We start from the raw sequence: 25,710 nt of genomic DNA, 5'->3' as shown, positions 1-25,710 counted from the left end.
CGCGGTTGCGCAGCTCCCCATAATTCGGAACCCTGCTTCTTGTTGGGGTTGCCGCGCTGCCGATTCTTGGGCCAATTGCCGCTTTTGCGGATTCCTTTTCCTTACCGGGCATTTCTTTGCCTTTTTATGGCCATTTCTTTGCATGCCCGAATGGCTCCAATTGCCATGCCCGGATTATTTTCCTCATTTCCTGAAAGGGGGTGACAAACTATGCTCCGCAAACTCCAAGAGATCCTTTCCGGCCGCGATTCCAGCGGTGATGCCGGCCCTTCCGGCCCCGATTCCGCATCGGCCCAGCCACAGTTCGATGGCCGGCTGCTGGACCGGAAACGGGAGGACGTCTACACGCTCATGCATCAGCAGATGAGCAGCCTGCGCTGACCACCGGCCCTTCGCGGTTTGGATCCAACCCCTTCGAACCAATCAGGAGGATCTGATGGGCCACATCGGTCAGCCATCTCCGCAGGGAGCCCGCGCGGCTACGCGCGGGCTCTCGCCTTTTAAGCTCCCGCCCTTTTAAGCGGGGACCCACCGGTAAGCTCGAGACCATGCAGGAGACACAGCCGCCGCCCGATCGGAAGCTCGCCCGCCTGGTGGTGCCGAGCCGCAGCGACCGGCTCCTGCGGAACTTCACCGAGCTCATCGGCGGGCCCCTGGGCCACCGGTCTGCGCCGGGGGTGGTCGCGCCCGGCTTCTTCACAGTGGAACGCGTGCTGATCATCCTGACCGTGCTCGCTGCCCTCGCTGCCATCGCCATCAAGGACTACTGCCGGGTGAACGGCTGGGAGACGCCGTCGCAGTTCTACGCAACCTGCTATTCGGATTTCCCTGAGTTGTTCCGCAACCGGGGCCTGGGCGACGGGGCCTTCCCGTTCTTCACCCCGGGTGCCCTCTTCGAGTACCCGGTTCTGATGGGCCTGATTGCGGGTATCACGGCCCGCCTGGTGCCCGGCGAGGGAGTCACGGACGCCCGGATCCTCGGCTACTTCGACGTCAACGCGACCCTGATCGTCGCCGTCTGGATCGTCACCGTGCTGGCCACGGCCCGCATGACCGGGCGGCGGCCCTGGGACGCAGCCATGGTGGCCCTGGCGCCCGGCATCGTCCTCGCCGGAGTGATCAACTGGGACATGTGGGCCGTGGCCATGCTGGCCCTTGGCATGTATTTCCTGTCCCGGGAGCGGCTGGTCCTGGCCGGCGTCATGATCGGCCTGGGGACTGCCACCAAGCTCTACCCCGTCCTGGTCTTTGGCGCCATCTTCCTGCTGGCCCTGCGCACCGGGAAGATCCGTGCTTTCGTAGTCCCGGCAGCATCTGCCGCCGCAGCCTGGCTCGCCGTCAACCTGCCCATTGCCGCGCGGGACCCGGCCGGCTGGAAGTACTTCTTCGAATTCACGCAGGACCGCCCCGCCGGTTACAGCTCGCCCTGGTTTGCTTACAACCTGGTTGCCGGGCGGGTGCACTGGACGCTTCTCACTCCGGAGGCCATCAACACGCTCGCCCTGAATGTGTTCCTGCTTGCGTGCGTCCTCATTGCGGTCCTTGCCCTGTCAGTCCCGCAGCGGCCGCGGATTGCGCAGCTGACCTTCCTGATTGTGGCGGCCTTCATCCTCACCAACAAGGTCTACTCGCCCCAGTTTGTCCTGTGGCTCGTGCCGCTGCTGGCCCTCGCCCGGCCGACGTGGCGTGATTTCCTGATCTGGCAGGGCATCGAGGGGCTGCACTGGGCAGCAATCTGGATGTATCTTGGCCAAGTGACCAGCGGCGGCGTCTCACAGCACAACATCGACATGCCGTACTACGTCCTGGCCGTCGCCGCCCACATGCTTGCGACTGCATATCTCATGCTGCGGGTCGCCTGGGACGTCTGGGACTCCCGCTACGATCCCATCCGGCGGCACGCCATGGACGACCCCCACGGCGGCCCCTTCGACAAGGCCCGGGACAGGCTGCGGATCGATCTGCTCCGCCCCTCTGCTTCCCTGCTCCCGTGGCGAACGGTCGCCCGCGATGCCTGACGTCGCCGTCGTTGGTTCCGGCCCTAACGGACTCGCCGCCGCCGTCGTCATGGCACGAGCGGGGCTCAAGGTGCACGTGTACGAGGCCGCGGACCAGCTCGGCGGAGGATCCCGGACGTCCCAGGTCATCGAGGAAGGGCACTGGCACGACATCTGCTCGGCTGTGCACCCCATGGCGCTGGCCTCGCCCTTTTTCCGGGCGTTCGAACTATCGCGGCGGGTGGACCTGCAGCTGCCGCCAGTGCAGTTCGGCTCCCCGTTGGATGGTGGCCGGTCGGCCCTGGCGTACCGGTCGCTCGACCGGACCGCCGACGAGCTGGGCCGGGACGGCCGGGCCTACCGCCGGCTCCTCGCTCCGTTGCTCCGGCACATTGACGGCATTGTGCAAATCACGTCCGACCAGCTGCTGCGCTTTCCCGCCGACCCGCTGGCCGCCGCCGTTCTGGGACTGCGGACCTTCGAACAGGGATCGCCGATCTGGAACCTGCGCTTCCGGCAGGACCTGGCACCCGCCCTTGTCAGCGGTGTGGCAGCCCACGCCGTGGCCCGGCTGCCATCGCTGTCGGCGGCCGGCGCCGGCCTACTCCTTAACGCTTTGGCGCATAGCGGGGGCTGGCCCATCCCGGTGGGCGGATCGTCCGCGATCGCCGAAGCATTGACCAAGGACATCGAAGCCCATGGCGGCGTGCTGCAGACAGGGTTCCGAGTCACGTCGCTGGCCGAGCTTGAGCCGGCGAAGGCAGTGCTGCTGGATGTGGCGCCTCCCGCCCTCTCACGCATCGCCGGTGACCGCCTGCCCGCCTCCTACCGCCGCGCGCTGGAGTCCTTCCGGTTTGGCAACGGCGCATGCAAGGTGGACTTCATCCTGTCCGGTCCCGTGCCGTGGACCGCTGCAGGACTGGCAGGGGCCGGAACAGTGCACGTCGGCGGCACACGGGAGGAGATGACGGAGGCGGAGAACGCCGTGTCCCGGGGCCGGCACCCGGAGCGGCCCTACGTCCTGGTTTCGCAGCCGTCCGTGGTTGATCCCGGCCGCGCACCGGAGGGCAGGCACATCCTCTGGACCTACTGCCATGTGCCTGCGGGGTCCACGGTTGACATGGGCCAGGCCGTCATGGACCAGCTGGAGCGCTTCGCCCCCGGGTTCCGTGACCTCGTGCTGCGGCATAGGGTCACAACCGCGGCAGAGCTGGCCTCCTACAACGAAAACTATGTCGGCGGCGACTTCAGCGCCGGACTCCTGGACGCCCGGGGCCTGATCCAGCGGCCGGTCGTCTCGCCCGTTCCATGGCGCACTCCTGCACGCGGCGTATACCTGTGCTCCTCCTCGACACCGCCCGGACCCGGCGTCACCGGCATGTCCGGGTTCCATACGGCCAAATATGCGCTCAAAGACATATTTGGGTTGGACGTCCCTGTACTAGGCCTTTAGCCCGCGTTTCTTCCGTAACAGCGGACGGACAATTGAGCCCGCTGACCGCGGGCGCACTGGGCGCCAAGTGCCTGCTTGTCGTGCCGGAGCGGGGGTGGGTTGTGGCGTGGCTGGCGCCGGGCGGCCGCCGGGGGATAATAACGCGGTGGGGAACACTAAAAAACTTTCACTTGTCCTTGTCGGTCTCATACTCAGCGGCTCACTGGTGGGCTGCGACGACGGCCGCGGCGGCGCGGAAGCGGCAGCGAAGCAACTGGCCTCCGCCGTCGCCGGCCTGGACCTCCGCCCGGTGGCCTTCGACGGGCGCGATTCGACAGTGGCCAACGACCAGCTCAACCAGGTCTTCAAGGCGCTGGCGCCGGCCAAGCCTTCCGTCGAAGCGGGCGAGCTGACGCTCGACGGCGACACCGCCCGGATCCCGCTGAACTACAGCTGGAAGATTTCCACCGGCGAGTGGAAGTACACGGTCTCGGCCGACCTGCGGAAATCCGGCGACAAGTGGCTTACCGTGTGGTCGCCCGGGCTACTGGTCCCGAACCTGGGCGAAGGGGAGATCCTCAGCAAGGCCACGCAGTCGTCCCCGCGAGCCGACATTCTCGGTGCCGGCAACCAGAAACTCGTGACGTTGCGCCCGGTGGTCAAGGTGGGCATCGACAAGCCGCAGCTGGGCGGTGCCGATGCCGCAGATTCCGCCACCAGGCTCGCCAAGCTCGTGGGCGTGGATCCCGCGGCCTACGTGCAGCAGGTGCAGGCGTCCGGGGCTGAGGCATTCGTTCCCGCCATCACCCTGCGTAACACCAGCGACCGTGCCGTGACCGACGCCGAGATCGAGGCCATCCCGGGTGGCAGGGCCATCCCGGACGAACTGCCGCTGGCACCGACGCGGAACTTCGCCAGGGCTGTCCTTGGCACCGTTGGCGAAGCCAGCGCGGAGCAGATTGAAAAGTCCAACGGTACCCTGACCGCCGGCGACGTCATCGGCACCGGCGGACTTCAGCAGCGGTACGACGCCCAGCTCCGCGGAACCGACGGCACCGTAGTCCGCGTGCAGCGCGCCGATCTGACCCGGGAAGAGATCCAGGCCGCAGCCACCGACCCGCGGCGCACCGTCTTTGAGGTGCAGGCTGTTCCCGGCACGCCGCTGCGGACCACCCTCGACACGAAGCTGCAGCAGCTTGCCGAGGACACCCTTGCCGACATCAAGCCGGCGTCAGCCATCGTGGCACTCCGGCCGTCCACGGGAGCGGTGCTCGCCGCCGCGTCGGGACCCGGAAGCAACGGCTACAACACCGCGATGCTAGGCCAGTACGCGCCGGGATCTACCTTCAAGGTGGTGGATTCCCTCGCCATGATGCGTAACGGATTCACCCCCGATTCCACCGTCGAATGCACGCCCACGCTCACCGTCGACGGCAGGAAATTCAAGAACGCCGAGGGCTATCCCAAGGACTCCCTCGGATCCGTGACCCTGCGTGACGCCTTCGCCCACTCCTGCAACACCGCCTTCATTGCCGCCCGGGACAAGGTCACCCAGGCCCAGCTGGAGTCGGCCGCCACCTCCCTCGGGGTAGCCGTAGAGGCCCCGAAGCTGGGAGCCGAGGCATTCCTGGGCTCCGTTCCCAGTGAGGCCGAGGGCACCGAACACGCGGCAGCCATGATCGGCCAGGGCCGGGTGCTGATGTCACCGCTGTCGGCAGCCGTTATGGCGGGCTCGGTGGCAAAGGGCTCACCCGTGTCCCCGGTCCTGGTGGAGGAGACCGCTCCGGCAGTATCGTCGTCGGCCAGCCCGGCGCCGACAACGGAAGGTTCCGCCCCGGCCTCGACCGTCACAGCTGAGGCCCCCGCGAAAACCGCCCAGACACCAGTGACCAAGGCCGAAGCGGCGGCCCTCGCGGACATGATGCGTGCGGTGGTGACCTCCGGCCACGCCGGATTCCTGGCCGACGTCCCCGGCGAACCAGTTGGTGCCAAGACCGGAACCGCCGAGTTCGGCAACGCCAACCCGCCCAAGACCCACGCATGGATCATTGCCGTGCATGGGGACCTGGCCGTAGCCGTGTTCGTCGAGGACGGTGGGCTCGGCGCCACCACCTCCGGCCCGCTCCTGAAGAAGTTCCTGACCGCCGCCGGCTAACGCCCGCGCACTCCCACCCCCACCCCGGAGTTTTTGTCCTCTCGTCGCAACTCCATTTGTGCACGATATCTGTACAAAAAATGCGGCGTGCGGGGCGTGGGAGAATTGCCCGGTGGCCCATATTGACGTTTCCGGCATCGACTACTTCCTCTCCGACGGCACCCAGCTTCTTAATGGGGTGACCTTCAAGGTCCCTGACGGCACCAAGACGGCGCTCATCGGACCCAACGGAACGGGCAAGACCACCCTGTTCCGGATCATCGCCGGAGACCTCACCCCGGACGAAGGCGTGATCGGCCGCTCCGGCAACATGGGTATCATGCGGCAGTTCGTGGGGCAGGTCCGCGACGACTCCACCGTCCGCGACCTCCTGGTGTCCGCCGCACCCCCGGCGCTGGCCGACGCCGCCCGCGCCGTGGATGAGGCTGAGCTGGCCATGTTGGAGCACGACGACGAGCCCAGCCAGATGCGGTACGCCCAGGCAATCGTCGACTGGGGAGACGCCGGCGGGTACGACGTCGAGACCGTCTGGGACGAGGTCTGCATGGCCGCGCTGGGACTGCCCTTTGACCGCGCCCAGCACCGCCGCGCGTCCACGCTGTCCGGCGGCGAGCAGAAGCGGCTGGTGCTGGAGGCCCTCTTTGCCGGTCCCGACGAACTGCTGCTCCTCGACGAACCGGACAACTACCTCGATGTCCCGGGCAAGCGCTGGCTCGAGGACAAGCTCAATGATTCGAAGAAAACAGTCTTCTTCATCAGCCACGACCGAGAGCTGCTGAACAACGCCGCCGGCCGCATCGTCACTCTTGAACCGGGCATCAACGGGGCCGGCGCCTGGATCCACGGCGGCGGCTTCGGATCCTACGTGGAGGCGCGGGCGGACCGGAACGCGCGCTTCGAGGAGCTTCGCAAGCGCTGGGACGAGGAGCACGCGAAGCTGAAGGAACTGGTCAACATGTACAAGAACAAGGCTGCCTTCCGCTCGGACATGGCCAACCGCTACCACGCAGCCCAGACCCGGCTGGCGAAGTTCCTCGAGGTCGGCCCGCCCGAAGCGCTGCCGATCGAGCAGAACGTGCAGATGCGGCTCAAGGGCGGGCGCACCGCCAAGCGCGCCATCGTGGCCGAAAAGCTGGAGTTGACCGGCCTGATGAAGGCCTTCTCCACGGAGATCTGGTTCGGGGACCGGGTGGGCGTGCTGGGCTCCAATGGATCCGGCAAGTCGCACTTCCTGCGGCTGCTCGCCACCGGGGGCACTGATCCGGAGCGGGAACACCTTCCGGTGTCGGACGTCGAAATCGCCGAAGTGCCCCACGAGGGCACCGTGAAACTTGGCGCCCGTATCCGCCCCGGGTTCTTTGCGCAGACCCACGTCCGGCCCGACCTGATGAACCGCACCCTGCTGGACATCCTGCACCGCGGCGACGAGCACCGTTCCGGCCTGGGGCGCGAGGCCGCTGCGGGTGCACTCGACGGCTACGGGCTGGCGGGACAGTCGGAACAGAAGTACGAGTCGCTGTCCGGCGGACAGCAGGCACGGTTCCAGATCCTGCTGCTGCAGCTGTCCGGCGCCACACTGCTGCTGCTGGACGAGCCCACCGACAACCTCGACCTGCACTCGGCCGAGGCCTTGGAGCGGGCCATCGACCACTTCGAGGGCACCGTCCTTGCCGTCACGCACGACCGCTGGTTCGCCCGGACCTTTGACCGCTTCCTGGTCTTCGGCTCCGACGGAAGGGTGTACGAGTCCGCCGAGCCGGTCTGGGACGAGAAGCGGGTGGAACGCGCCCGCTGAGGGTTTCGGCAGGCACAACCAGCGGCTGGCACCCTGACTGACTAGAGTTGTCGAATGACCTCAACCCAGCAGCTTGCCGGCCGGCAGGTCTCCGCCGCCGCCTTGGCCACGTTCATCATTTTCGGCGCCAACGGCCTGGTCTTTGCGAGCTGGGCGGCCCGCATTCCGGCTGTTACGGAGATCCTGGGAATCTCGTCCGGGCAGATGGGCACCCTGCTGCTGTGCACCGCCGTCGGATCGCTGATCGCGCTTCCCACCGCCGGCCACGTCATCACCCGGATCGGCACCGCCAACAGCGTGCGGGCGGGCGGCCTCCTCGCCGCGCTGGCGAGTGCGGGCATCTCGGCGTCGCTATTGGCTGAATCAGTGCCCGCCACGGCTGCCTCGCTTTTCTTCTTTGGCATGGGCGTGGGTCTCTGGGACGTATCCCAGAATGTTGAGGGGGCGGACGTCGAGCACCGGCTCCGGAAGACCGTGATGCCCAAGTTCCATGCGGCCTTCAGCGGCGGCGCCTTCGTGGGCGCGCTGATCGGGGCAGGCCTGTCCGGGTTGGGCGTTGGCCTGCCGCAGCACCTGCTGGTCATCGCCGCCTCGGTGGCCGTGCTGACGTTCGTGGTCCCCCGGTATTTCCTCCCCCACACCGCACCCGAACAGCCCGGCGATGGTGAAGCCAAGATGGCCCGCGGACCATCGGCATGGCGGGACGGCCGCACCCTGCTGATCGGCGTCGTGGTCCTTGGGGCCACGCTGACAGAGGGTGCAGGCAACGACTGGATCGCCAAGGCGTCAGTGGACGGACTGGGAACTTCCGAGGCCACCGGTGCCCTGCTCTTCGCCCTCTTTGTGCTGGCCATGACCGCCATGCGGTTCTTCGGCGGCCCGGTCATCGACAAGTACGGCCGGGTGGCAGTGCTCCGTGGAAGCATGGCTGCTGCTGCCCTGGGCCTGGCCCTGTTCGTCTTCGCCGGAAACCTCTGGCTGGCTGCTGTTGGCGCAGCGCTGTGGGGAGTGGGGGCGGCCCTGGCGTTTCCCATGGGAATGTCGGCCGCCGCGGACGATCCGCGGCACGCGGCGGCGAGGGTGTCGGTGGTTTCCACCATCGGCTACGTCGCCTTCCTGGCCGGTCCCCCGCTGCTTGGCTATCTGGGGGACCTGACGGGAATCCACCTGGCACTGCTGGCCATCGGTGTGCCCATCCTGGTCGCCCTGCTGCTCGCCGGCGCCGCCAAGCCTCTTCCAGTCAGGGAATAACCCGCCGGGGACAGAAATCAGCCGTAGCGGGAACACACCCCTGTACCGGGCGGTAGGGTGGGGAAATGCGACGAATGCTGCGCCGCGGCCCCGGCTGGGTTGCCGCCCTCGACCGCACGCTGATGCGGGCCGTCTCCGGCTTTCCGGGCGGGCACCATGACACCTTCTTCAGGCGCCTTTCGGCCTCGGCCAACAAGGGAAAGCTTTGGTTTGGCGTGGCTGCCGTGGCTGCCGCCATCCCCGGACGCACCAGGCGCGCGGCGGTCCACGGGCTGCTGGCCCAGGGTGTGGCGTCAGCCGTGACCAACCTCGTTTTCAAGGCCGTGCTGCCCCGCGCCCGGCCCCTGCCAGAGCACTTGCCGGTGTTCCGATTCGTCCATCCGCAACCCACCAGCTCGTCCATGCCCTCGGGCCACTCCGCCTCCGCGGTGGCGTTCGCCCTCGGCACGGGACTGGTGCAGCCCGTGCTTGGAGCCGTCATAGCTCCCGTGGCAGCGGGCGTCGCATACTCCAGAGTGCATACAGGCGCCCACTGGCCCTCGGATGTGCTGTTCGGTTCCGCGATCGGGGCCGGTGCAGCCCTCGTGACGAGGAAGTGGTGGCCTGTCCGCCCGCCCATGCCTGCCACCTCCAGGCGACGGGTGGAGGCGGCCCCGCTGCCGCAGGGCGAGGGCCTGAGCATCGCAGTGAACACGCTGGGCGGCTCCTTTAGCGAGGAAACCGCTGCCGCCCTGAAGGAAGTATTCCCGCACGCTCATATAACCCTCATTGCCCCCGAGGACGATGTGGCCCGGAGGATGGAGGAGGCAGCCACTCTGCCGGGCATCGTCGCTCTCGGCGTGTGGGGCGGGGACGGCACGGTGGGCACTGCCGCGGCTGCCGCCGTCGCACATGATCTTCCCTTGCTGGTGCTGGCCGGCGGAACCCTCAACCACTTCGCCCGCGATGCCGGAACGCCCTCCCTGATGGAGGCGGTGGCCGCAGCGGAACGCGGCGAAGCGGCGCTGGCAGACGTGGGCGCCGTGACTGTTGAACGCGGCCTCGCGGACGATCCCGAAAAGGTGGAGCTGATCATGCTCAACACCGCGAGCATCGGGCTGTACCCGAACCTGGTGCGGCGCCGCGAACATCTGCAGCCCGCGCTGGGCAAGCCGCTTGCCGGCGTCGTGGCGATGTTCCGGACCTTCGCCGTGGAGAAGCCGATTACGCTGATCGTCAATGGCGTCCGGCACAGGCTGTGGATCATGTATCTGGGCCGCGGCCGCTACTACCCCCGGGACCACGCCCCGCTCTTCCGGCCGGTGCTGGATGACGGTGTGCTGGACGTCAGGATGATGACTGCCGACGAGTCGTTCGCCCGGCTGCGCATGCTCTGGTCCGTGCTGACCGGTACGGTGGCGACGTCCAGGATCACCCACCTCACCGAAGCCACCCGTGTCCGCGTGGAATGCGGTACCGGGCCCATGGTGCTGGCGGTGGACGGCGAAACCATGCCCGGCGTCCGGGCCGTCGAGTTCACCCTGAAGCGCGCCGCCCTGCGCTACTACTCACCGGCGGACGGCAGCTGAGCCTGGGCCGCCGACCCGCGCCGCTCATCCCACCGGATGACACGCGTTACCCTGAGTGGCCCCTGAATCATCCCTGAGACCGGCGAATTCGGCAGTCGGCGTCGGTAGCGTGGGACGTGCACACCAGACAGCACGCCCGTAGCTACGCAAAGGAAAGCTTCCATGATTGAGGCAGAAGGCCTGACAAAGGTCTACGGCGACAAAACCGCCGTCGGCGGCGTCAGTTTCACCGTCCAAGCCGGCCAGGTCACCGGCTTCCTGGGACCCAACGGGGCCGGCAAGTCGACCACCATGCGCATGATCATGGGCCTGGACACCCCGACGGCGGGAACGGTCACCGTGAACGGCGTCCCGTTCGCCCGGCACACGGCACCGCTGCGCGAAATCGGGGCGCTGCTGGACGCCAAGGCCGTCCACACGAGCCGCTCCGCGTACAACCACCTGCTGGCCATGGCCGCCACGCACAGCATCCCGCGGAAGCGGGTGCACGAGGTCATCGACATGACAGGCCTCGCGGATGTGGCCCGGAAAAAGGTCAAGGGGTTCTCCCTGGGCATGGGGCAGCGGCTGGGCATCGCCGCCGCGCTCCTCGGCGATCCGCAGACCATCATCCTGGACGAACCCGTCAACGGACTCGATCCGGAAGGCGTGGTCTGGGTGCGAAACCTCGTGAAGTACCTGGCCTCCGAGGGGCGCACGGTGTTCCTCTCCAGCCACCTCATGAGCGAGATGGCCTTGACCGCCGACCACCTGATCGTGATCGGCCGCGGAAAGATCATCGCCGACGCACCCATCAAGGACATCATCACGGGCAAGGGCCAGAGCCGGACCCGGGTCCGCTCCGACCAACCCGACCGGCTCATGCACGTTCTCGCCGGAACAGGTGTCTCGGTGGAGCTGCAGGACCACGAACTCCTTGAGGTCGCGGGCCTGGACCCCCGACAGATCGCCCGCAGCGCCCTGGACAACCAGGTTCTGATCTACGAACTCACACCGCTCCAGGCGAGCCTCGAAGAGGCCTACATGGAGCTGACCAAGGACGAGGTCGAATACCACTCGCTGATCACCACGGGAGCCCCGGTTCCCGCCCAGTCCGGAGGCAACTGACGCCATGAGCACATCGACTTCAACCCAGCCTGCCGCGGGTCCCGGCCGCGCTGCCACCCGCAACGCAGCAAGCCCGGGGCCCGGTCCAAGCTTCTTCCGGGTGCTGAACTCGGAATTCATCAAGTTCCGCACGCTCCTGTCCACGCTGATCCTGCTTGTTTCGACGGCCGTCGTCATGGTTGGCTTCGGCGCCCTATCCGCCTGGGGAACAGGCCAGTTCGCGGACCAGGCCAGCTCCGATCCCGAGGCGGCTGCGGCCATCGCGGCACAGGGCGGCGACCTCGCCGTCACGGTCCCCACCTCGGGCGTCGCCTTTGCACAGCTGATTCTGGGCTCATTGGGCGTCCTGCTCATGAGTTCGGAGTTCACCAGCGGCATGGCCCGCTCGACGTTCGCGGCCGTGCCCAAGCGGCTCCCCGCATTCATTGCCAAGCTCGTGGTGGTCATCCTCAGCGCCTTCGTCCTGACGGCAGTGTCCACCTACATCGCCGGCCTGGTTGCGGTGCCGATCCTGGACAACTTCAATCTCAAGCTCGACCTCGCCAGCTCGCAGTCGGTCAAGCTGCTCCTCGTCACCAGCGCGTACGTGGCAGCGGTGGCCGCAATCGGCATGGCATTCGGCACGCTGCTGCGGAATTCAGCCGGCGGCATTATGGCCCTCGTTGGCCTGTTCTTCGTGGCACCGATCGCGTTCCAGCTCATTCCGGGCGACTTCTTCGAGGAGGCCCGAAAGTACCTCCCCGGGAACACGATCAACCCGCTGACCGCCGTGGAGCACGTCCCGGACACACTCGAAGTCTGGCAGGCGGCCCTCGTACTCGGCGCCTGGGTGGTTGTGCCGGTGGTGCTGGCCATGGTCCTGCTGAAGAAACGGGACGTCTAGCAGCACCCAGTTCCTGCCCATGATTGATGCTGCTTCCGTGAAGGACACGCCAGCCACACCGGCCGACGCGTCTTTCGCCGAGCTTGCGGCCCGACGGCGGGGCCTGCTCCGGCGCTACCTGCACCGGCGTCCGCGGGTCATGGATGCCGTGGTCGTCGCCTGCTATGCGGTGCTGGTGGTGCCCACCGTGATCGACGCCGCGAATGCGGGCAGGTGGGCCGCTGTCGGGCTGCTCGCCGCCGTCGCGCTGTCCCTGCTCCTGCGGCGCCGGCGCCCGGTGGCCGTGGTGGTGTTCGTTGCGCTGGCCGAAGTTGGCGTGACCCTGCTCCACCCGTGGGGCTCCAATGTGTCGGCAGGGCTGTGGTTTTCGCTTTACGCCGTGGCCGTAGTGCACACGCGCCGCTTTACCCTGCTCACGATGGCTGTGGCCACCGCGCCGCTGGCATTGCTGTACTTCCTGGCCCCGGTGGGGCCGCTGGACCGGGAACTGCCAACCCGTGCTGCCTCGCCCGAGGAGTTCCACCTGGTGACCAGCATCGCCGCGGGCACCAGCATCGCGTTTTCCAATATCATCGCCACCGGAATCGGCATTTCTGTCCGCCAGCGGCGTGAGCACGAGCAGGAAATTGCAGCGTGGGCCGCGCAGGCCGCCCGCCTGGGTTCCGTCAATGAACGCAACAGGATTGCCCGGGAGATGCACGACGTCGTTGCCCACTCGCTGACCGTGATGGTCGCCCTGTCCGACGGGGCCGCCGTCGTGGTCCGCAGGGATCCGGAACGCGCCGCAGAGGTCCTGGCAGAACTGTCCAGGACCGGCCGCGCCGCCCTCGCGGACATGCGCCGGGTACTCGGGGTCCTGCGGGATGACGCGTCCGCCGGCCAGGCGCCCCGTGAGCCGCTCGCGGATGGCGCCAGCCTCGGGAAGCTGCTGGACGGGTTCCGGACTGCCGGCCTTCCGGTCCATTACTCGCACATGGGTCCGGCGCTGCCGGAGGACGTGGCCCTCCAGCTGACCGTGTACCGAATCGTGCAGGAATCACTGACCAACGTGCTGCGCTACGGCCGCGCACTGAGCCGGGTGGACGTGTTGGTGGTGCGCGACGATTCCACCGTCACCATTGAAGTGCTCGACGACGGCCGGGGCACCGTTGATGCCGTCACTTCCGGCGGGACAGGACAGGGCCTGATCGGGATGAAGGAACGGGCTGGAATCTACGGCGGTACGGTGGAGGCAGGCCCTGCTGCCGGCGGCTGGCGTGTCCGGGCGGTCCTGGCACTGAACGGCAAGATGCGGGACGGCAGCCGCTGACCGGCAGGATGCGGGACGGCAGCCGCTGACCGGCAGGATGCGGGACGGCAGCACGCTGACCGGCAGGATGCGGGACGGCAACTTGGAGAACGGCAAATGGGGGAACAAATGAACGAGTCCGGACGCCTCCGGGTCCTGCTGGCGGATGACCAGCCGCTGCTGCGGATGGGTTTCCGGCTCATTCTGGAGGGTGAGGACGGCCTCGAGGTGGTGGGCGAGGCCTCCGACGGGGCCGACGCCGTCCGCCAGGTGGGCCACCTCGATCCCGACGTCGTGCTCATGGACGTCCGGATGCCTACGCTCGACGGGATCGAGGCTACCCGGGCCATCACCGGCTCCGGTTCGCGCGCCAGGATCATCATCCTGACCACCTTCGACCTGGATGAGTACGCCTTCGCCGGGCTCCAGGCCGGGGCCTCCGCCTTCCTGCTGAAGGATGTGGCACCCGCCGAGCTAGTCCAGGCCGTCCGGGTGGTGGCCAGCGGGGACGCCGTGGTGGCGCCCCGCGTGACCCAGCGGCTTCTTGAGACGTACGTCCGCGGTGCCGGACCCGCTCCCGCGTGGGATGGTCCGGGCATGGCGTCCCCGGCGGCCGCGGCACCTGCCCCCCGCGACCCGCTGCTGGCGGACCTCACTCCCCGGGAAACCGAGATGCTGGAAGCGATGTCCGAGGGGCTGTCCAATGCGGAGATCGCGCACCGCTATTTCCTGTCGGAGGCCACCGTGAAGACCCATGTGCGGCGGATCCTGACCAAGCTGCACCTCCGTGACCGCGTCCAGGCCGTGGTGTACGCCTACGAAACCGGTCTGGTGACCCCGAGCAACCCGGACTACTGAGCTGGCAAGTTACTGAAACAGGCTCCACAGCTCCCACACAGCCGGGCCCTATGCAGGCCATAGCAGGCTGGAGTTGGATGGTGCCATGACAACTGCACCCCGCACGCCCGTTGGACAGCAGCTCCAGCACCAGCCGAATCCCAACCATGACCGCGGGCTCGAGTTCGATCTCTCCACGCTGATGTCCCGACGCTCACTGGGAATGTTCTTCGGCGCCGGCACGGCGGCCGCGCTAGCGGCCTGCACGCCCGGCGGTTCGTCAGGATCACCGTCGGGATCGCCGTCGTCGGCTTCCCCCAGCCCAACGGCCACCGCCACCACAGCAACGACGGCGCCGGCAGCTTCCACAACCGCCTCGGCTTCCGCTTCCCCCACCGTGACCCGTGCCATCGCCGATTGCCGCGTGGAGATACCGCAGGAGACGGCCGGGCCGTACCCTGGCGACGGCTCCAACGGACCGAACGTCCTGGAAGCCTCCGGGGTGGTCCGGCAGGACATCATCTCAAGCTTCGGCACGTCCACCACGAAAGCGGACGGTGTGCCGCTAACCGTCACGCTTACCCTGCTCGACAACGCCAACGGCTGCGTCCCGCTGGCCGGCGCGGCCGTCTACGCCTGGCACTGCGACAAGGAGGGGCGCTACTCGCTCTACGATTCGGGGCTGGAGAAGGAGAACTTCCTGCGCGGCGTGCAGGAGGCGGACGCCAACGGCCAGGTCAGCTTCAAGACCATCTACCCCGGCGCCTACAATGGCCGCTGGCCGCACATCCACTTCGAAGTGTTCGAGTCCATGAACAACGCCACGGCGGCAGGGCAGGTCCTTGCGGTCTCGCAGATAGCCCTGACGAACGCCGCCTGCCGGGAGGTCTACGCCTCCACGGGCTACGAAACCAGCGCCCGGAATTTCCCCAACACCACGCTGCAGTCGGACAACGTGTTCGGCGAGGACGGTGGCATCTACCAGCTGGCCACCATGACGGGTTCTGTCTCCGGCGGCTACACGGCAGGGCTCAACGTCACCATCTAGGCCAACGCTAGACTCGGAGCCATGCCTCTCCATTCCTCCCCCGCCGAGCACATCCGGGACCTGGGCGACTACGTCAGCGCCTCGCCGTCGAGCTTTCACGCCGCCCACGAGGGCGCCCGGCGCCTGGCGGAGGCCGGCTTCACCGGCCTGGACGAGCTGCAGCCCTGGGACGCCACGGCAGGCAAGTTCTACGTCGTTCGGGACGGTGCGCTCATTGCTTGGGTCACGCCCGAAGGTGCCGGGCCCACCACCGGCTTCAACATCCTGGGCGCCCACACGGATTCGCCGTCGTTCAAGCTCAAGCCCAAGCCGACCACGGGGCGGTTCGGGTGGCTCCAGGCCGGCGTGGAGGTGTACGGCGGTCCGCTGCTGAACTCGTGGCTGGACCGGGAACTGCAGCTGGCCGGGCGCCTGGTGATGCTCGACGGCACCCAGCACCTGACCGCCACCGGTCCGCTGCTGCGCTTTCCGCAGCTGGCCATCCACCTGGACCGGGCCGTGAACGAGGGCCTGACCCTCGACAAACAGCAGCACATGAACCCTGTGTTCGGGCTCGGCGATCCTGGCGGGGAGGACCTGCTGGCGGTGCTGGCCGAACGGGTGTACGGCGAGGGCACGCCTGTTGACCCGGCCCAGATCGGCGGCTATGACGTCGTCATCGCGGACACGCAGCCGCCCGCGGTTTTCGGGGTCAGAAGTGAGTTCTTCGCCTCCGGGCGGCTGGACAACCTGTCCGCCACGCACGCCGGGATCACGGCGCTCATCGCGCACGCTGACGCTTCCGACGGCGGCCCGGACGCTCCCGGGGGAACCGCACCGATTGCGGTGCTCGCCGCCTTCGACCACGAGGAAATCGGCTCCGCGTCCCGGTCCGGTGCGTGCGGGCCGGTCCTGGAAGACATTCTGGTCCGGATCTCGGACGGGCTGGGCGCGTCGGTGAGCCAGCGGCGGCAGGCGTTCGCGGCGTCGTTCTGTGTTTCTGCCGACGCCGGCCACGCCGTCCACCCCAACTATGCCGAACGGCACGACCCCGTCAACCGTCCCGTCCTCAACGGCGGGCCGCTGCTAAAGATCAACGCCAACCAGCGGTACGCCACCGACGCCGCCGGGGCTGCACTCTGGGCGCGGCTGTGCGGCGAGGCCGGGGTCCCCTTCCAGGAGTTTGTCTCCAACAACGTGATGCCGTGCGGTTCCACGATCGGCCCGCTGACGGCCACCCGGCTGGGCATCAGGACCGTGGACGTGGGTGTTCCCCTGCTGTCCATGCACTCGGCCAGGGAGCTCTGCGGCGTGGAGGATCCGCACCGCCTTGCCCGGGTGACTGAGCTGTTCTTTGGAGCCGCAGCGCACGCCTAGTGCGCAGGTGACAGATTTCCACGCGGTTACAAAAGTGCCTTATGGGCAACCTTTGTTGCTTGGCGGCGTGCTTGGCTGGAAATGTGCCTGTTTTTGATTGCCGTAAACTGTGTCTTTGCACAGCCCGGACCTGCCTCCGGCTCCCTTATTGTGAAACGCACAGTGTGGTCCCCGGCACAGACTTCGCCGCCCGGCCACTGCCCAAAACCTGCAATCAAAACGAGGATGGCGCAGCCATGCACGCTGACCAACAACTGTCGAAATCCCTAAAACCCCGGCACCTGTCGATGATCGCCATTGCGGGCGTCATCGGCGCCGGCCTGTTTGTCGGCTCCGGCGCGGCCATCCAGCAGGCCGGTCCCGGCATCCTGCTGGCCTATATGGCCGCAGGCATCGTGGTCATCCTCGTCATGCGGATGCTTGGCGAGATGGCGGCCGCGAACCCCGAAACCGGTTCCTTCTCCACCTACGCAGACAAGGCGCTGGGCCGCTGGGCGGGCTTCAGCATCGGCTGGCTCTACGCGTGGTTCTGGATCATCGTGCTGGGCATCGAAGCCACAGCCGGTGCGGCGATCATGCACCGGTGGGTGCCCGGCATCGACCAGTGGGTCTGGGCTCTGGCGCTCATGATCCTGCTCACGCTGACCAACCTGGGCTCGGTGAAGTCCTATGGGGAGTTCGAGTTCTGGTTCGCCTCCATCAAGGTCACGGCCATCATCCTGTTCCTCCTTTTCGGCGTGGCGGCGATCCTCGGCCTGGTTCCGGGCGTTCCGGCGCCGGGCCTGAGCAACCTGACCGGCAACGGCGGCTTCCTCCCCAACGGCCCGGGAGCCGTCCTGGCCGGAATCCTCGTGGTGGTCTTCGCGTTCTTCGGCGCAGAGATCGCCACCATCGCAGCCGGTGAATCCGAAAACCCGGTTGAAGCGGTCAAGAAGGCCGTAAAGTCCACCGTCTGGCGCATCCTCGTCTTCTACATCGGCTCCATCGCGATTGTGGTTACGCTGCTCCCCTGGAACTCCGCCAACGTGGCCAAGAGCCCTTATGTCGCGGTCATCGAGCTGTTCGGCATCCCCGGCGCGGGCACCATCATGGACGTCGTGGTGCTGACCTCGGTGCTGTCCTGCCTGAACTCCGGCCTCTACACGGCCAGCCGCATGCTGTTCTCGCTTTCGCAGCGCGGCGATGCCCCGAAGTCCTGGACCCGCATCTCCAAGCGCGGCGTGCCCGCCGCAGCAGTGTTGGCCTCCACCGTGGTTGGCTTCATCACGGTGGGACTGAACTACATCGCCCCGGACACGGTCTTCCTGTTCCTCGTGAACACCTCCGGTGCCATCGCACTGTTTGTCTGGCTGGTCATTGCATCGTCCCAGCTGGTGCTGCGCCGCCGGATGGGGGCCGCAGCGAAGGACCTGACGCTGAAGATGTGGTTCTTCCCCTACCTCACCTGGCTGGCAATCGGCAGCATCGTGGCGCTCATCATCGGCATGGTGATCCTGGATTCCACCCGCGAGTCGCTCCTGCTCTCCGTGGCACTGGCCGCCGTGGTGGTCGGCATCGGTGTGTGGCGCTACCGCAAGGGCGGTCCGGGCCGGGCTGAGGTGGCGGCCGCCGCCGAAACGTCCGCCGAAACCGCGGACGCAGGCGTGGGGTCCGGCCCGGCGTCGTAATCACGCCTCTGCACCCGTCTTTCCCCTTTCTGGAACCATCCGCCCGGTTGGCCGTTTACGGCCTGACCGGGCGGATGGTCTTTATTTGGGCGTCAGCCGTGTCTGGGGGCGAACATGATGACGGCGACGCCAACGAGGCAGACGGCGGCACCGATGATGTCCCAGCGGTCGGGCCGGAAACCGTCCAGAAGCATGCCCCACACCAGCGAGCCGGCGATGAAGACCCCGCCGTACGCCGCCAGGACCCGGCCGAAATGGGCATCCGGCTGGAAGGCGGCGACAAAGCCGTAGAGCCCCAGCGCCACAATTCCGAGTCCGGCCCACCACCACGCCTTGTCCTCCCGCACGGCCTGCCAGATCAGCCAGGCTCCGCCGATCTCCGCCACGGCAGCAAGGGTGAAAAGGAGCACGGATTTCAGAATCGTCATAGCTCCAGTATTCAGCGCCGGAATTTGTCCACAGCCCGAGGCCATATGACTGGCGCCGGCGCCGGATTCCCCTTAGATTCACAGCATCAGTGAGAGTCCGACAGAAATCTGGGGAAAATGTCGCAACAACCACCTGTTTCCGCGCCTGCCGTGCCCGATCTTCCGGCGCATCAACCTGGAACACCTCCGGGCCCACAACCGGGCAATTCATTCTTCGATTTCCGCCTGCTTTGGACCGGCGCTGCCGCTGCGGCTGCCTCCTACGTCGCGGTGTACATGTTCAGCCTCGCAACCGTGGTCCTGTCACTCGCAGGCATTGCCGCCAGCCAAGGCAACCCGATCCCGGCACTGGGCGGAGCAATTGCCGCGGAGCAGGCACCCGACGCCTGGTCCCAGCTGGGCCAGCTAACCGCCCAGCTGGTGGCCATGGCGCATTTGGGCAGTGCGGGTACCGCCGTGGCAGGTGTGGTGCCGTTTCTTGGGTCCGTCCGGGGTGAGGGCCACGTCTACGCAGTCCCGTTGGCGGTGCTGCTGGTCAGTGCTGTGGGCATCTATCTGGCCAGCCGCCTGGCGGAACGGCGGTTTCCGTCCGCTGGCCGTCCGCAGCTCCTGCTTCAGTCCGCAGTCAGCGGCGCGGTTTTCGCGCTGCTGGTCAACGGTGTGGCCGCGGCCGCTGCCGTCCGTTTCCCTGCCGGGGACGGATTCAGCATCGATCCCATTTCAGCAGCCGGCGGATGGCCTGTTTTTGTTGCCTTCCTTCTTGCTGCCGGCCTGTCTGCGCTGTCCCGGAACGCTACATATTCGCGGCGTGCGGCGAACGGTGCGGCACTCCTTCGCGGACAACTGAACCTGCCGCTGGCCGTCGTCGCTATACACGTGGCAGTTTTTTCGGTCATCGCCGTCCCCGCGGCATGGATAACAGCCGCCGTCTCCGCCGGCTGGGCGGCCCTGCTGTCCGGTCCGCTGCTAATCGGCAACGCGGCGGGTTATGGCCTTGTAGCCGGCCACCTCGGAGGCCTCCACGTGCTGTCAGAAACGACGCAGATTTTCGCGGCACAGCAGAGCCGGAACGAGGACCAGACCATTTACGGCTTCGGTGCTGACGCAGCAGGCACGGGCGCCGCGGGCGCTGCGTGGGCGGCGCTGGCACTGGCATTGGTCTGCACGGTCATTTCCGGCCTTTGCGTTCTGCTGCGCAGGGGACCGGTTCCAAACGCTGACCTCCGGTCATGGATACCCGTGCCTGCCGGGTTCCTCCTTCTGGGACTGCTTCTGCTGCCTCTCCTGACCGTCCGCGCTGACTTTGATGCACCGGGACTCGCGGCCGGGCAATATGTCCTGGCGCCGGCGTGGTGGTCGCCAGCCGTCTTCCTCGGCTGGGGGCTGCTGGTCGAAGTTGCGGCACGTTTCCTGGCGCCCTACCTGGTGCCGGTGGTGCCGGCCCGGCTGCAGCGGCTGCTCCGTGTCCTCCCCGCCAGGCTCCAAGGCTGTCCGGGAACCGCCTATCCCGGAACCACCCATCCCGGCCCGGCAGCAGGCGGCGGGGTCGCGAATCAGCCGTCCGGGGAAAGCCAGCCGGGTGTAGCCGGTCCTCCGGCAACCGCCCCTGCTGAACGGCTGCTTACGGCCAAGGGCAGGAAGCGCCTGCTGGTGTCAGCCGCCGTCGTCGGCGTGGTCCTGGTGCTGGCCATCGGCTCGGTGGTGACGGTCAATGCGGTCAAACCAGGCCCGGACCAGCCGGTGAAGGACTACGCCCAGGCACTCGTTGACGGCGATGCGCGCAGAGCCCTGGAAATTCTGGATCCTGACGTGCCCCACGAGGAACGGACCCTCCTGACGAATGAGGTCCTCGGCGCCGCAGCCAACCGCATCGACGGCTTCTCGATTATTTCCACCAAGATTTCCGGTGAGTCGGCGCAGGTCCGTGCCGAACTGAGGCAGGGCGGGCGCAAGTACGAGCAGACGTTCGCCCTCGTCAAGAACCAGCCCGAGCTTTTGGACGACCACTGGAAGCTTGAGGCGTTCCCTCTGCAGCACGTCACCGTGTCCGCCGATGCTCCCCTGGCTGCCGTCGCGGTGAACGGAGTAACTGTCACCGCGGGTCAGAATGAGGCCACTGCTTTTGGGACAAACATCAGTCTCCCGGCGTTTCCCGGATCCTACTCGGTAGGTCTTCCCGACACCGAGAAGTACCTCTCGGCCGAGGACCAGCAGGTGATGGTCTCGGGCGGGGCGCTGCCGCAGGCACCCGAGACGGCCAGGCTTACGGTGAAGGCCTCGGACGCGCTCGTGGCGGAAACGTCCCGGCAGGTGGCCGCCGCCCTTGCCGGCTGCGAAAAATCCACTGACCTTGAACCGGAGGGATGCCCGTTCTCATGGTTTGCCTTCGGCGATGTCCGGAACGTGAAGTGGTCGGTCACCGCCGATCCCGACTACGGGCTTACCCGGTCGTTTGATGGCACTTGGCGGCTCAGCGGAGGCAAAGCCGGCGAGGCCACGGTGAGCTACGAGCGGAGTGCCTCCTTCAGCAAGGCGAACCCGGAGTGGGAGAAGGAGACGGACCAGGTGCAGTTCTACGTCAGGGGCAACGTGTCAGTCGAGTCGGGCAAGGTGCTGGTGAGTCTTTCCCGCTTCTGACGCCGGGGTTTTCCACATAGCCTGCCCGCCACTTCCGGCCCACTGTCGGGGACAGTAGCCTTGGAGCTGTCCGAATCGCGGAAATCCTCCCCGATGCACTAGGATAGTGAAGTCTGTGCTGCGCCCTGGTCCGTTTTTGGATGCGGGCGTGCACGGCATCGCAAATGAACCTCCTGTTACGGAAATACCGTAACCGCTTAGCCCAAAGGAGGTGGGTTCACATATGCGTCCTTACGAATTGATGGTAATCATCGACCCCGAGGTCGAAGAGCGTACCGTAGAGCCGTCGCTTCAGAAGTTCCTGAACGTCATCACCAACGATGGTGGAACCATCGAGAAGGTTGACATCTGGGGCCGTCGCCGTCTGGCTTACGACATCAAGAAGAAGTCCGAAGGTATCTACGCCGTGGTGAACTTCACCGCGACGCCGGCTACCGCCAAGGAACTTGACCGCCAGCTGGGTCTCAACGAGACCATCATGCGCACCAAGATCATCCGCCCCGAAGAGCAGAAGGTTGTTGCTGAGTAATTTCAGCTACGAACTTTCATTCTTTACCCCGCAGGAACGAACAAGGAGGCAGTAGATGGCAGGCGAAACCACTATTACGGTCATTGGTAATCTCACCAATGACCCCGAACTGAGGTTCACACCGTCAGGTTCGGCAGTAGCGAACTTCACCATCGCGTCCACGCCTCGCACCTTCGACCGCCAGTCCAATGAGTGGAAGGACGGGGAAACCTTGTTCCTGCGTGCTTCGGTCTGGCGCGAGGCAGCAGAGAACGTCGCCGAGTCCCTCACCAAGGGCACCCGCGTGATTGTTTCCGGCCGCCTGAAGAGCCGTTCCTACGAAACAAAAGAAGGCGAGAAGCGCACCGTTATCGAGCTCGAAGTCGACGAAATCGGCCCGAGCTTGCGTTATGCCAATGCCAAGGTCAACCGCACCCAGCGCTCCGGCGGCCAGGGCGGTTTCGGCGGCGGCAACAGCGGCGGTTTCGGTGGCGGTGGATTCGGTGGCGGCCAGGGTGGAAACCAGGGCGGCAACACCGGAGGAAGCTGGGGCGGCAACCAGCCCGCAGCAGGGCAGGATGACCCATGGGCCACGCCCGGGGTCAGCAATGCGGGCGGCGGCTGGGGCAACGGCCCGGATTCCGAACCTCCCTTCTAAACAACAAAACAAAGGTCCGGCGCAGCTTCCGCCACAGCGTTCCAGATGGGACGTTTTGTGCATGCCGCGGTCGGACCACCACCATCCCGTGGATCACGATTCACGGGCTCCCTAGAATAGGAGCTCCACGATGGCTAAGGCTGAACTCCGTAAGCCCAAACCAAAGTCCAACCCCTTGAAGGCCGCTGACATCACTGTCATCGACTACAAGGACGTAGCATTGCTGCGCAAGTTCATCTCCGACCGCGGAAAGATCCGCGCCCGTCGCGTCACTGGCGTCACGGTGCAGGAGCAGCGCAAGATCGCCCAGGCAATCAAGAACGCCCGCGAAGTTGCTCTGCTGCCCTACTCCGGCGCTGGCCGGGGCTAAGGAAAGGGATTAACTAACATGGCAAAGCTCATTCTGACCCACGAAGTAACCGGTCTCGGTGCTGCTGGCGACGTTGTCGAGGTCAAGGACGGTTACGCACGTAACTTCCTGCTGCCCCGCGGCTTCGCTCTGACCTGGTCCAAGGGTGGCGAGAAGCAGGTTGAGTCCATCAAGGCTGCCCGCGTTGCCCGCGAGCACGCTTCCCTGGAAGACGCTCAGAAGCAGGCTGCTGCACTCTCCGCCAAGCCGGTCAAGCTCGTTGTCAAGGCTGGCGAGACCGGACGCCTGTTCGGCACCGTCAAGCAGGGCGACGTGGCCGACGCTGTTGAGGCCGCTGGCCTCGGCCGCATCGACAAGCGCAAGGTTGAACTTCCGGCTCACATCAAGTCGGTCGGTTCCTACCAGGCCAACGTCCGTCTGCACGACGACGTTGCCGCTGTGATCGAACTCGACGTAGTCGCAGGCAAGTAGTAGATCCGGCATTTGCCGGATCACTCCGCAGTCCTGAACTGCTGACGGCCCCCGCCGTCGGATTCCTCCGGGAAGCCGACGGCGGGGGCTTCGTCGTTCCGGCGGCTTTCGTCCGGCCGCCTACCTGCTGTGCAGGATTGTGGTCCCGTAGCGGTAGCCTATGCTGATCAGCTCGGCCAGCACGGCTTCATCGACGTCGGCCAGCTTGTTGATGTAGAGGCAGCTGGCGCCCGTCTTGTGCTTTCCCAGGCGGCCAGGAGCGCAGCCGACTCCGGTGCGTTCGTTAGGCCATAGAGCGAGAGGCTGGCTTTGCGGGGAGAAAACCCCACCGCTGCAGTGTCCCCTTCGCGCCCGGTGGCGTATTTATAGTGCACCCTGCCGAATCCGACGATGGTGGGACCCCACATTTCCGGCTCCTGGCCCGTCAACTCCGCCAGGAGGGCGCGAAGGCCCACGCCGTCCTGCCGGCGCACCGGGTGCTCCAGAGCCGCGATGTAGTCGTCCGCCGAAACCCCCGTCACCTGTGTCTTGTTATCCGCCATGGACGCAGTGCACTGGGCCGTCTAGTGGGCAGCGGAATAAAGGCCGGTCCTCCCGGGTTGAGCGAATAGATGCAAATGCATATACCGAGCAAACAAGAGGAGACCGCCATGGAGACCCGCCGCATAACCGTTCTGTCCGCCGGCCTGGGAGTGCCGTCGTCGACCCGCCTGCTGGCCGACCAGCTGGCGGCCGCCGCCACACGGGAGCTGACGGCCGCCGGCTACGACGTGACCACCGAGGTCGTGGAGCTCCGTGAACTGGCCGCGGACATCGCCAACAACTTCGTCACGGGTTTTGCTCCGCCCCGGCTGGCAGAGGTGATCGCCGGCGTCGAGGCCTCCGACGGGATCATCGCGGTCTCACCGGTGTTCAGCGCCTCTTACAGCGGGCTGTTCAAGTCGTTCATTGACGTGCTGGACCCCAAGTCCCTGGACGGCAAGGCGGCCCTCTTGGGGGCCACCGGCGGAACGGACCGCCACCAGATGGTGCTCGACCACGCCATGCGCCCGCTGTTCAGCTACCTGCGTACGCGGACCGCGGCCACAGCTGTCTTCGCCGGCCCCCAGGACTGGGGAAACGCCGACGACGGCGGGACCCCGCTTTCGGTGCGGATCGAACGGGCGGCGGCAGAGTTCAGCCGCCTCCTGGAAGGGGACCAGCCGGGCCGCAAGCCGGCCCTGCTGGAGTCGCTGCCCTTTGAACAGCTGCTGGCCGGAATCTCACGCGGGCAGTAACGCGAACTAATCGCAGCACCCGCTCGTTGTGCCGGGCATGAAATGTCCCATTGATTCTTCAGACCTGGTCATGAGCGAACGCAGCGGTGTGGAAATCGACTACTGTCCGCAGTGCCGGGGTGTGTGGCTGGACCGCGGCGAACTGGACAAGATCATCGACCGGGTCAACGCCGGGGCGCCGGCGGCACCTCCGGCGCCCATTCGCCCTGCTCCCGCGTCACCCGCGCCCGGCATGGTTCCTCCGCCGCTGTACCGCAACTCCGAACCGCGGCGTGACCAGCCGCGCTACGACGACCGTAGCTACGGCAAGGGATACGACCGCGACAATGACCGCCGCCGCCACAAGAAGAAAGAAGGCTGGCTGGGGGACCTGTTCGACTTCTAGCTGGCTGCGGCCACCCGGCCGCGGTTAGTCGTCGAGCAGGGCGATGAATTCGCGCGCCTGCTTCATGGTGATGTCCGAGTGCCGGGTCAGCGCGGTGGCGGCTGCTTCGATGTTGCCGCTCTTGGCCAGCGTGCGGATGCGGCCATAGATTTCGTCATTGAGCATGTTGCTGCTGACCTCCCGGGTGACATCGCCTTTGCTGGCAATGGCCCGGTACCGGTACGGGAACCGCTGAGGTGGCTCGTCGTCGTCTTCGGGTTCGCTGGGTTCCTGGGCCGGTGAGCGGAAAGGCTGCGGGTGGGCTGCCAGCGCGGCCACTGCGTCCCGCGATGCGCGCAAGCCCTGTCCTGACACCTCGTAGTACAGCTTGATGGCCGCCATGGCCTGGCCTTGTGCGATGAGCGCATACAGCCGCCTGTGTTCTTCCTCGGACAGCTTGGCTGCGGCTTCCCTTGCCAGCTCTGTGGACTCCGCCGGTGGTTTGGCCGGCTCCCGAACCGTGCGCCGGCGGCGGCTCAACGCACGTGCCGCGAGGGCCACAGCGACAGCCACGGCCACGAGGATCAGGAAGGGGATCAGGAGCGATTCCATG

24 protein-coding genes are annotated in these 25,710 nt (G+C 66.6%); 21 read left to right on the top strand and 3 right to left on the bottom strand.

Features of this window, described 5'->3' with window-relative positions; translation table 11 throughout:
• Positions 1-210: 210 nt before the first annotated feature.
• From QFZ23_RS01010 to QFZ23_RS00945, 14 genes are all read left to right on the top strand, one after another.
• A complete protein-coding gene (locus QFZ23_RS01010) occupies positions 211-381 on the top strand; it encodes a hypothetical protein (protein WP_306920109.1) in 171 nt (56 codons plus the stop codon).
• A 167-nt stretch (positions 382-548) separates the two neighbouring features.
• Positions 549-2,018, top strand: coding sequence for a glycosyltransferase family 87 protein (locus QFZ23_RS01005; RefSeq protein WP_306920108.1), 1,470 nt, complete (start codon positions 549-551; stop codon positions 2,016-2,018).
• Entirely contained in the window at positions 2,011-3,450 is a 1,440-nt protein-coding gene (locus QFZ23_RS01000; RefSeq protein WP_306920107.1) for a phytoene desaturase family protein, read from the top strand. The genes QFZ23_RS01005 and QFZ23_RS01000 overlap by 8 nt, the downstream gene beginning before the upstream one ends.
• 145 nt (positions 3,451-3,595) lie before the next feature.
• Positions 3,596-5,584 carry a penicillin-binding transpeptidase domain-containing protein gene (locus tag QFZ23_RS00995; RefSeq protein ID WP_306920106.1) on the top strand — a complete coding sequence of 663 codons (1,989 nt, stop codon included), beginning with the start codon at positions 3,596-3,598 and terminating at the stop codon, positions 5,582-5,584.
• A 112-nt stretch (positions 5,585-5,696) separates the two neighbouring features.
• Positions 5,697-7,379 carry an ABC-F family ATP-binding cassette domain-containing protein gene (locus QFZ23_RS00990; RefSeq protein WP_306920105.1) on the top strand — a complete coding sequence of 561 codons (1,683 nt, stop codon included), beginning with the start codon at positions 5,697-5,699 and terminating at the stop codon, positions 7,377-7,379.
• A gap of 54 nt (positions 7,380-7,433) precedes the next feature.
• Positions 7,434-8,630 carry an MFS transporter gene (locus tag QFZ23_RS00985; protein WP_306920104.1) on the top strand — a complete coding sequence of 399 codons (1,197 nt, stop codon included), beginning with the start codon at positions 7,434-7,436 and terminating at the stop codon, positions 8,628-8,630.
• Positions 8,631-8,695: 65 nt separating this feature from the next.
• Entirely contained in the window at positions 8,696-10,198 is a 1,503-nt protein-coding gene (locus QFZ23_RS00980) for a bifunctional phosphatase PAP2/diacylglycerol kinase family protein (RefSeq protein WP_306920103.1), read from the top strand.
• Between the two features lie 162 nt (positions 10,199-10,360).
• Entirely contained in the window at positions 10,361-11,305 is a 945-nt protein-coding gene (locus QFZ23_RS00975; protein WP_306920102.1) for an ABC transporter ATP-binding protein, read from the top strand.
• Between the two features lie 4 nt (positions 11,306-11,309).
• Positions 11,310-12,188, top strand: coding sequence for an ABC transporter permease (locus tag QFZ23_RS00970; protein ID WP_306920101.1), 879 nt, complete (start codon positions 11,310-11,312; stop codon positions 12,186-12,188).
• A gap of 19 nt (positions 12,189-12,207) precedes the next feature.
• A complete protein-coding gene (locus QFZ23_RS00965; RefSeq protein ID WP_306920100.1) occupies positions 12,208-13,497 on the top strand; it encodes a sensor histidine kinase in 1,290 nt (429 codons plus the stop codon).
• Between the two features lie 108 nt (positions 13,498-13,605).
• The gene (locus QFZ23_RS00960) at positions 13,606-14,334 is read left to right on the top strand and encodes a response regulator (RefSeq protein ID WP_306920099.1); all 729 of its coding nucleotides are present in this window, start codon (positions 13,606-13,608) and stop codon (positions 14,332-14,334) included.
• 85 nt (positions 14,335-14,419) lie between these two features.
• Complete coding sequence (locus QFZ23_RS00955; protein ID WP_306920098.1) at positions 14,420-15,361, top strand: intradiol ring-cleavage dioxygenase; 942 nt, start codon at positions 14,420-14,422, stop codon at positions 15,359-15,361.
• A 21-nt stretch (positions 15,362-15,382) separates the two neighbouring features.
• On the top strand, positions 15,383-16,717 hold the full coding sequence (locus QFZ23_RS00950) for a M18 family aminopeptidase (protein WP_306920097.1): 1,335 nt from the start codon (positions 15,383-15,385) through the stop codon (positions 16,715-16,717).
• A 236-nt stretch (positions 16,718-16,953) separates the two neighbouring features.
• Positions 16,954-18,384: an amino acid permease gene (locus QFZ23_RS00945; protein ID WP_306920096.1), complete on the top strand. Its 1,431-nt coding sequence runs from the start codon at positions 16,954-16,956 to the stop codon at positions 18,382-18,384.
• Between the two features lie 92 nt (positions 18,385-18,476).
• Here the strand turns inward: QFZ23_RS00945 and QFZ23_RS00940 are convergent, their stop codons facing one another.
• Positions 18,477-18,812 carry a YnfA family protein gene (locus QFZ23_RS00940; protein ID WP_306920095.1) on the bottom strand — a complete coding sequence of 112 codons (336 nt, stop codon included), beginning with the start codon at positions 18,810-18,812 and terminating at the stop codon, positions 18,477-18,479.
• Between the two features lie 117 nt (positions 18,813-18,929).
• On the opposite strand from QFZ23_RS00940, the gene QFZ23_RS00935 reads away from it, so the two are divergent.
• The 5 genes from QFZ23_RS00935 (at position 18,930) to rplI (ending at position 23,456) form a co-directional block, all read left to right on the top strand.
• Positions 18,930-21,449 carry a hypothetical protein gene (locus QFZ23_RS00935; protein ID WP_306920094.1) on the top strand — a complete coding sequence of 840 codons (2,520 nt, stop codon included), beginning with the start codon at positions 18,930-18,932 and terminating at the stop codon, positions 21,447-21,449.
• A gap of 223 nt (positions 21,450-21,672) precedes the next feature.
• Complete coding sequence (gene rpsF, locus QFZ23_RS00930; protein WP_003800148.1) at positions 21,673-21,978, top strand: 30S ribosomal protein S6; 306 nt, start codon at positions 21,673-21,675, stop codon at positions 21,976-21,978.
• A 55-nt stretch (positions 21,979-22,033) separates the two neighbouring features.
• Positions 22,034-22,615: a single-stranded DNA-binding protein gene (locus tag QFZ23_RS00925; protein ID WP_306920093.1), complete on the top strand. Its 582-nt coding sequence runs from the start codon at positions 22,034-22,036 to the stop codon at positions 22,613-22,615.
• Positions 22,616-22,745: 130 nt separating this feature from the next.
• Positions 22,746-22,985, top strand: coding sequence for a 30S ribosomal protein S18 (rpsR, locus tag QFZ23_RS00920; RefSeq protein ID WP_003800144.1), 240 nt, complete (start codon positions 22,746-22,748; stop codon positions 22,983-22,985).
• 18 nt (positions 22,986-23,003) lie between these two features.
• Positions 23,004-23,456, top strand: coding sequence for a 50S ribosomal protein L9 (rplI, locus tag QFZ23_RS00915; RefSeq protein ID WP_011693939.1), 453 nt, complete (start codon positions 23,004-23,006; stop codon positions 23,454-23,456).
• 167 nt (positions 23,457-23,623) lie between these two features.
• On the opposite strand, the gene QFZ23_RS00910 is transcribed toward rplI, so the two are convergent.
• On the bottom strand, positions 23,624-23,998 hold the full coding sequence (locus QFZ23_RS00910; RefSeq protein ID WP_373427832.1) for a DUF1801 domain-containing protein: 375 nt from the start codon (positions 23,996-23,998) through the stop codon (positions 23,624-23,626).
• Positions 23,999-24,106: 108 nt separating this feature from the next.
• Between QFZ23_RS00910 and QFZ23_RS00905 the strand changes: the two genes are divergently transcribed.
• The gene (locus QFZ23_RS00905; protein WP_306920092.1) at positions 24,107-24,733 is read left to right on the top strand and encodes an FMN reductase; all 627 of its coding nucleotides are present in this window, start codon (positions 24,107-24,109) and stop codon (positions 24,731-24,733) included.
• A 37-nt stretch (positions 24,734-24,770) separates the two neighbouring features.
• The gene (locus QFZ23_RS00900) at positions 24,771-25,118 is read left to right on the top strand and encodes a TFIIB-type zinc ribbon-containing protein (RefSeq protein ID WP_306920091.1); all 348 of its coding nucleotides are present in this window, start codon (positions 24,771-24,773) and stop codon (positions 25,116-25,118) included.
• Between the two features lie 24 nt (positions 25,119-25,142).
• Here the strand turns inward: QFZ23_RS00900 and QFZ23_RS00895 are convergent, their stop codons facing one another.
• Positions 25,143-25,709, bottom strand: a complete 567-nt coding sequence (locus QFZ23_RS00895) for a hypothetical protein (RefSeq protein WP_306920090.1) — start codon at positions 25,707-25,709, stop codon at positions 25,143-25,145.
• Position 25,710 lies beyond the last annotated feature (1 nt).

Source organism: Arthrobacter globiformis, from assembly GCF_030818015.1.
GTDB lineage: Bacteria > Actinomycetota > Actinomycetes > Actinomycetales > Micrococcaceae > Arthrobacter > Arthrobacter globiformis_C.
This window is presented reverse-complemented; position numbering and strand designations above follow the sequence as displayed.

Coding starts and splice junctions, on each gene's coding strand:
- QFZ23_RS01010 (WP_306920109.1), top strand. CDS start 211: ATGCTCCGCAAACTCCAAGAGATCCTTTCCGGCCGCGATTCCAGCGGT.
- QFZ23_RS01005 (WP_306920108.1), top strand. CDS start 549: ATGCAGGAGACACAGCCGCCGCCCGATCGGAAGCTCGCCCGCCTGGTG.
- QFZ23_RS01000 (WP_306920107.1), top strand. CDS start 2,011: ATGCCTGACGTCGCCGTCGTTGGTTCCGGCCCTAACGGACTCGCCGCC.
- QFZ23_RS00985 (WP_306920104.1), top strand. CDS start 7,434: ATGACCTCAACCCAGCAGCTTGCCGGCCGGCAGGTCTCCGCCGCCGCC.
- QFZ23_RS00980 (WP_306920103.1), top strand. CDS start 8,696: ATGCGACGAATGCTGCGCCGCGGCCCCGGCTGGGTTGCCGCCCTCGAC.
- QFZ23_RS00975 (WP_306920102.1), top strand. CDS start 10,361: ATGATTGAGGCAGAAGGCCTGACAAAGGTCTACGGCGACAAAACCGCC.
- QFZ23_RS00970 (WP_306920101.1), top strand. CDS start 11,310: ATGAGCACATCGACTTCAACCCAGCCTGCCGCGGGTCCCGGCCGCGCT.
- QFZ23_RS00965 (WP_306920100.1), top strand. CDS start 12,208: ATGATTGATGCTGCTTCCGTGAAGGACACGCCAGCCACACCGGCCGAC.
- QFZ23_RS00960 (WP_306920099.1), top strand. CDS start 13,606: ATGAACGAGTCCGGACGCCTCCGGGTCCTGCTGGCGGATGACCAGCCG.
- QFZ23_RS00955 (WP_306920098.1), top strand. CDS start 14,420: ATGACAACTGCACCCCGCACGCCCGTTGGACAGCAGCTCCAGCACCAG.
- QFZ23_RS00950 (WP_306920097.1), top strand. CDS start 15,383: ATGCCTCTCCATTCCTCCCCCGCCGAGCACATCCGGGACCTGGGCGAC.
- QFZ23_RS00945 (WP_306920096.1), top strand. CDS start 16,954: ATGCACGCTGACCAACAACTGTCGAAATCCCTAAAACCCCGGCACCTG.
- QFZ23_RS00940 (WP_306920095.1), bottom strand. CDS start 18,812: ATGACGATTCTGAAATCCGTGCTCCTTTTCACCCTTGCTGCCGTGGCG.
- QFZ23_RS00935 (WP_306920094.1), top strand. CDS start 18,930: ATGTCGCAACAACCACCTGTTTCCGCGCCTGCCGTGCCCGATCTTCCG.
- rpsF (WP_003800148.1), top strand. CDS start 21,673: ATGCGTCCTTACGAATTGATGGTAATCATCGACCCCGAGGTCGAAGAG.
- QFZ23_RS00925 (WP_306920093.1), top strand. CDS start 22,034: ATGGCAGGCGAAACCACTATTACGGTCATTGGTAATCTCACCAATGAC.
- rpsR (WP_003800144.1), top strand. CDS start 22,746: ATGGCTAAGGCTGAACTCCGTAAGCCCAAACCAAAGTCCAACCCCTTG.
- rplI (WP_011693939.1), top strand. CDS start 23,004: ATGGCAAAGCTCATTCTGACCCACGAAGTAACCGGTCTCGGTGCTGCT.
- QFZ23_RS00910 (WP_373427832.1), bottom strand. CDS start 23,998: ATGGCGGATAACAAGACACAGGTGACGGGGGTTTCGGCGGACGACTAC.
- QFZ23_RS00905 (WP_306920092.1), top strand. CDS start 24,107: ATGGAGACCCGCCGCATAACCGTTCTGTCCGCCGGCCTGGGAGTGCCG.
- QFZ23_RS00900 (WP_306920091.1), top strand. CDS start 24,771: ATGAAATGTCCCATTGATTCTTCAGACCTGGTCATGAGCGAACGCAGC.
- QFZ23_RS00895 (WP_306920090.1), bottom strand. CDS start 25,709: ATGGAATCGCTCCTGATCCCCTTCCTGATCCTCGTGGCCGTGGCTGTC.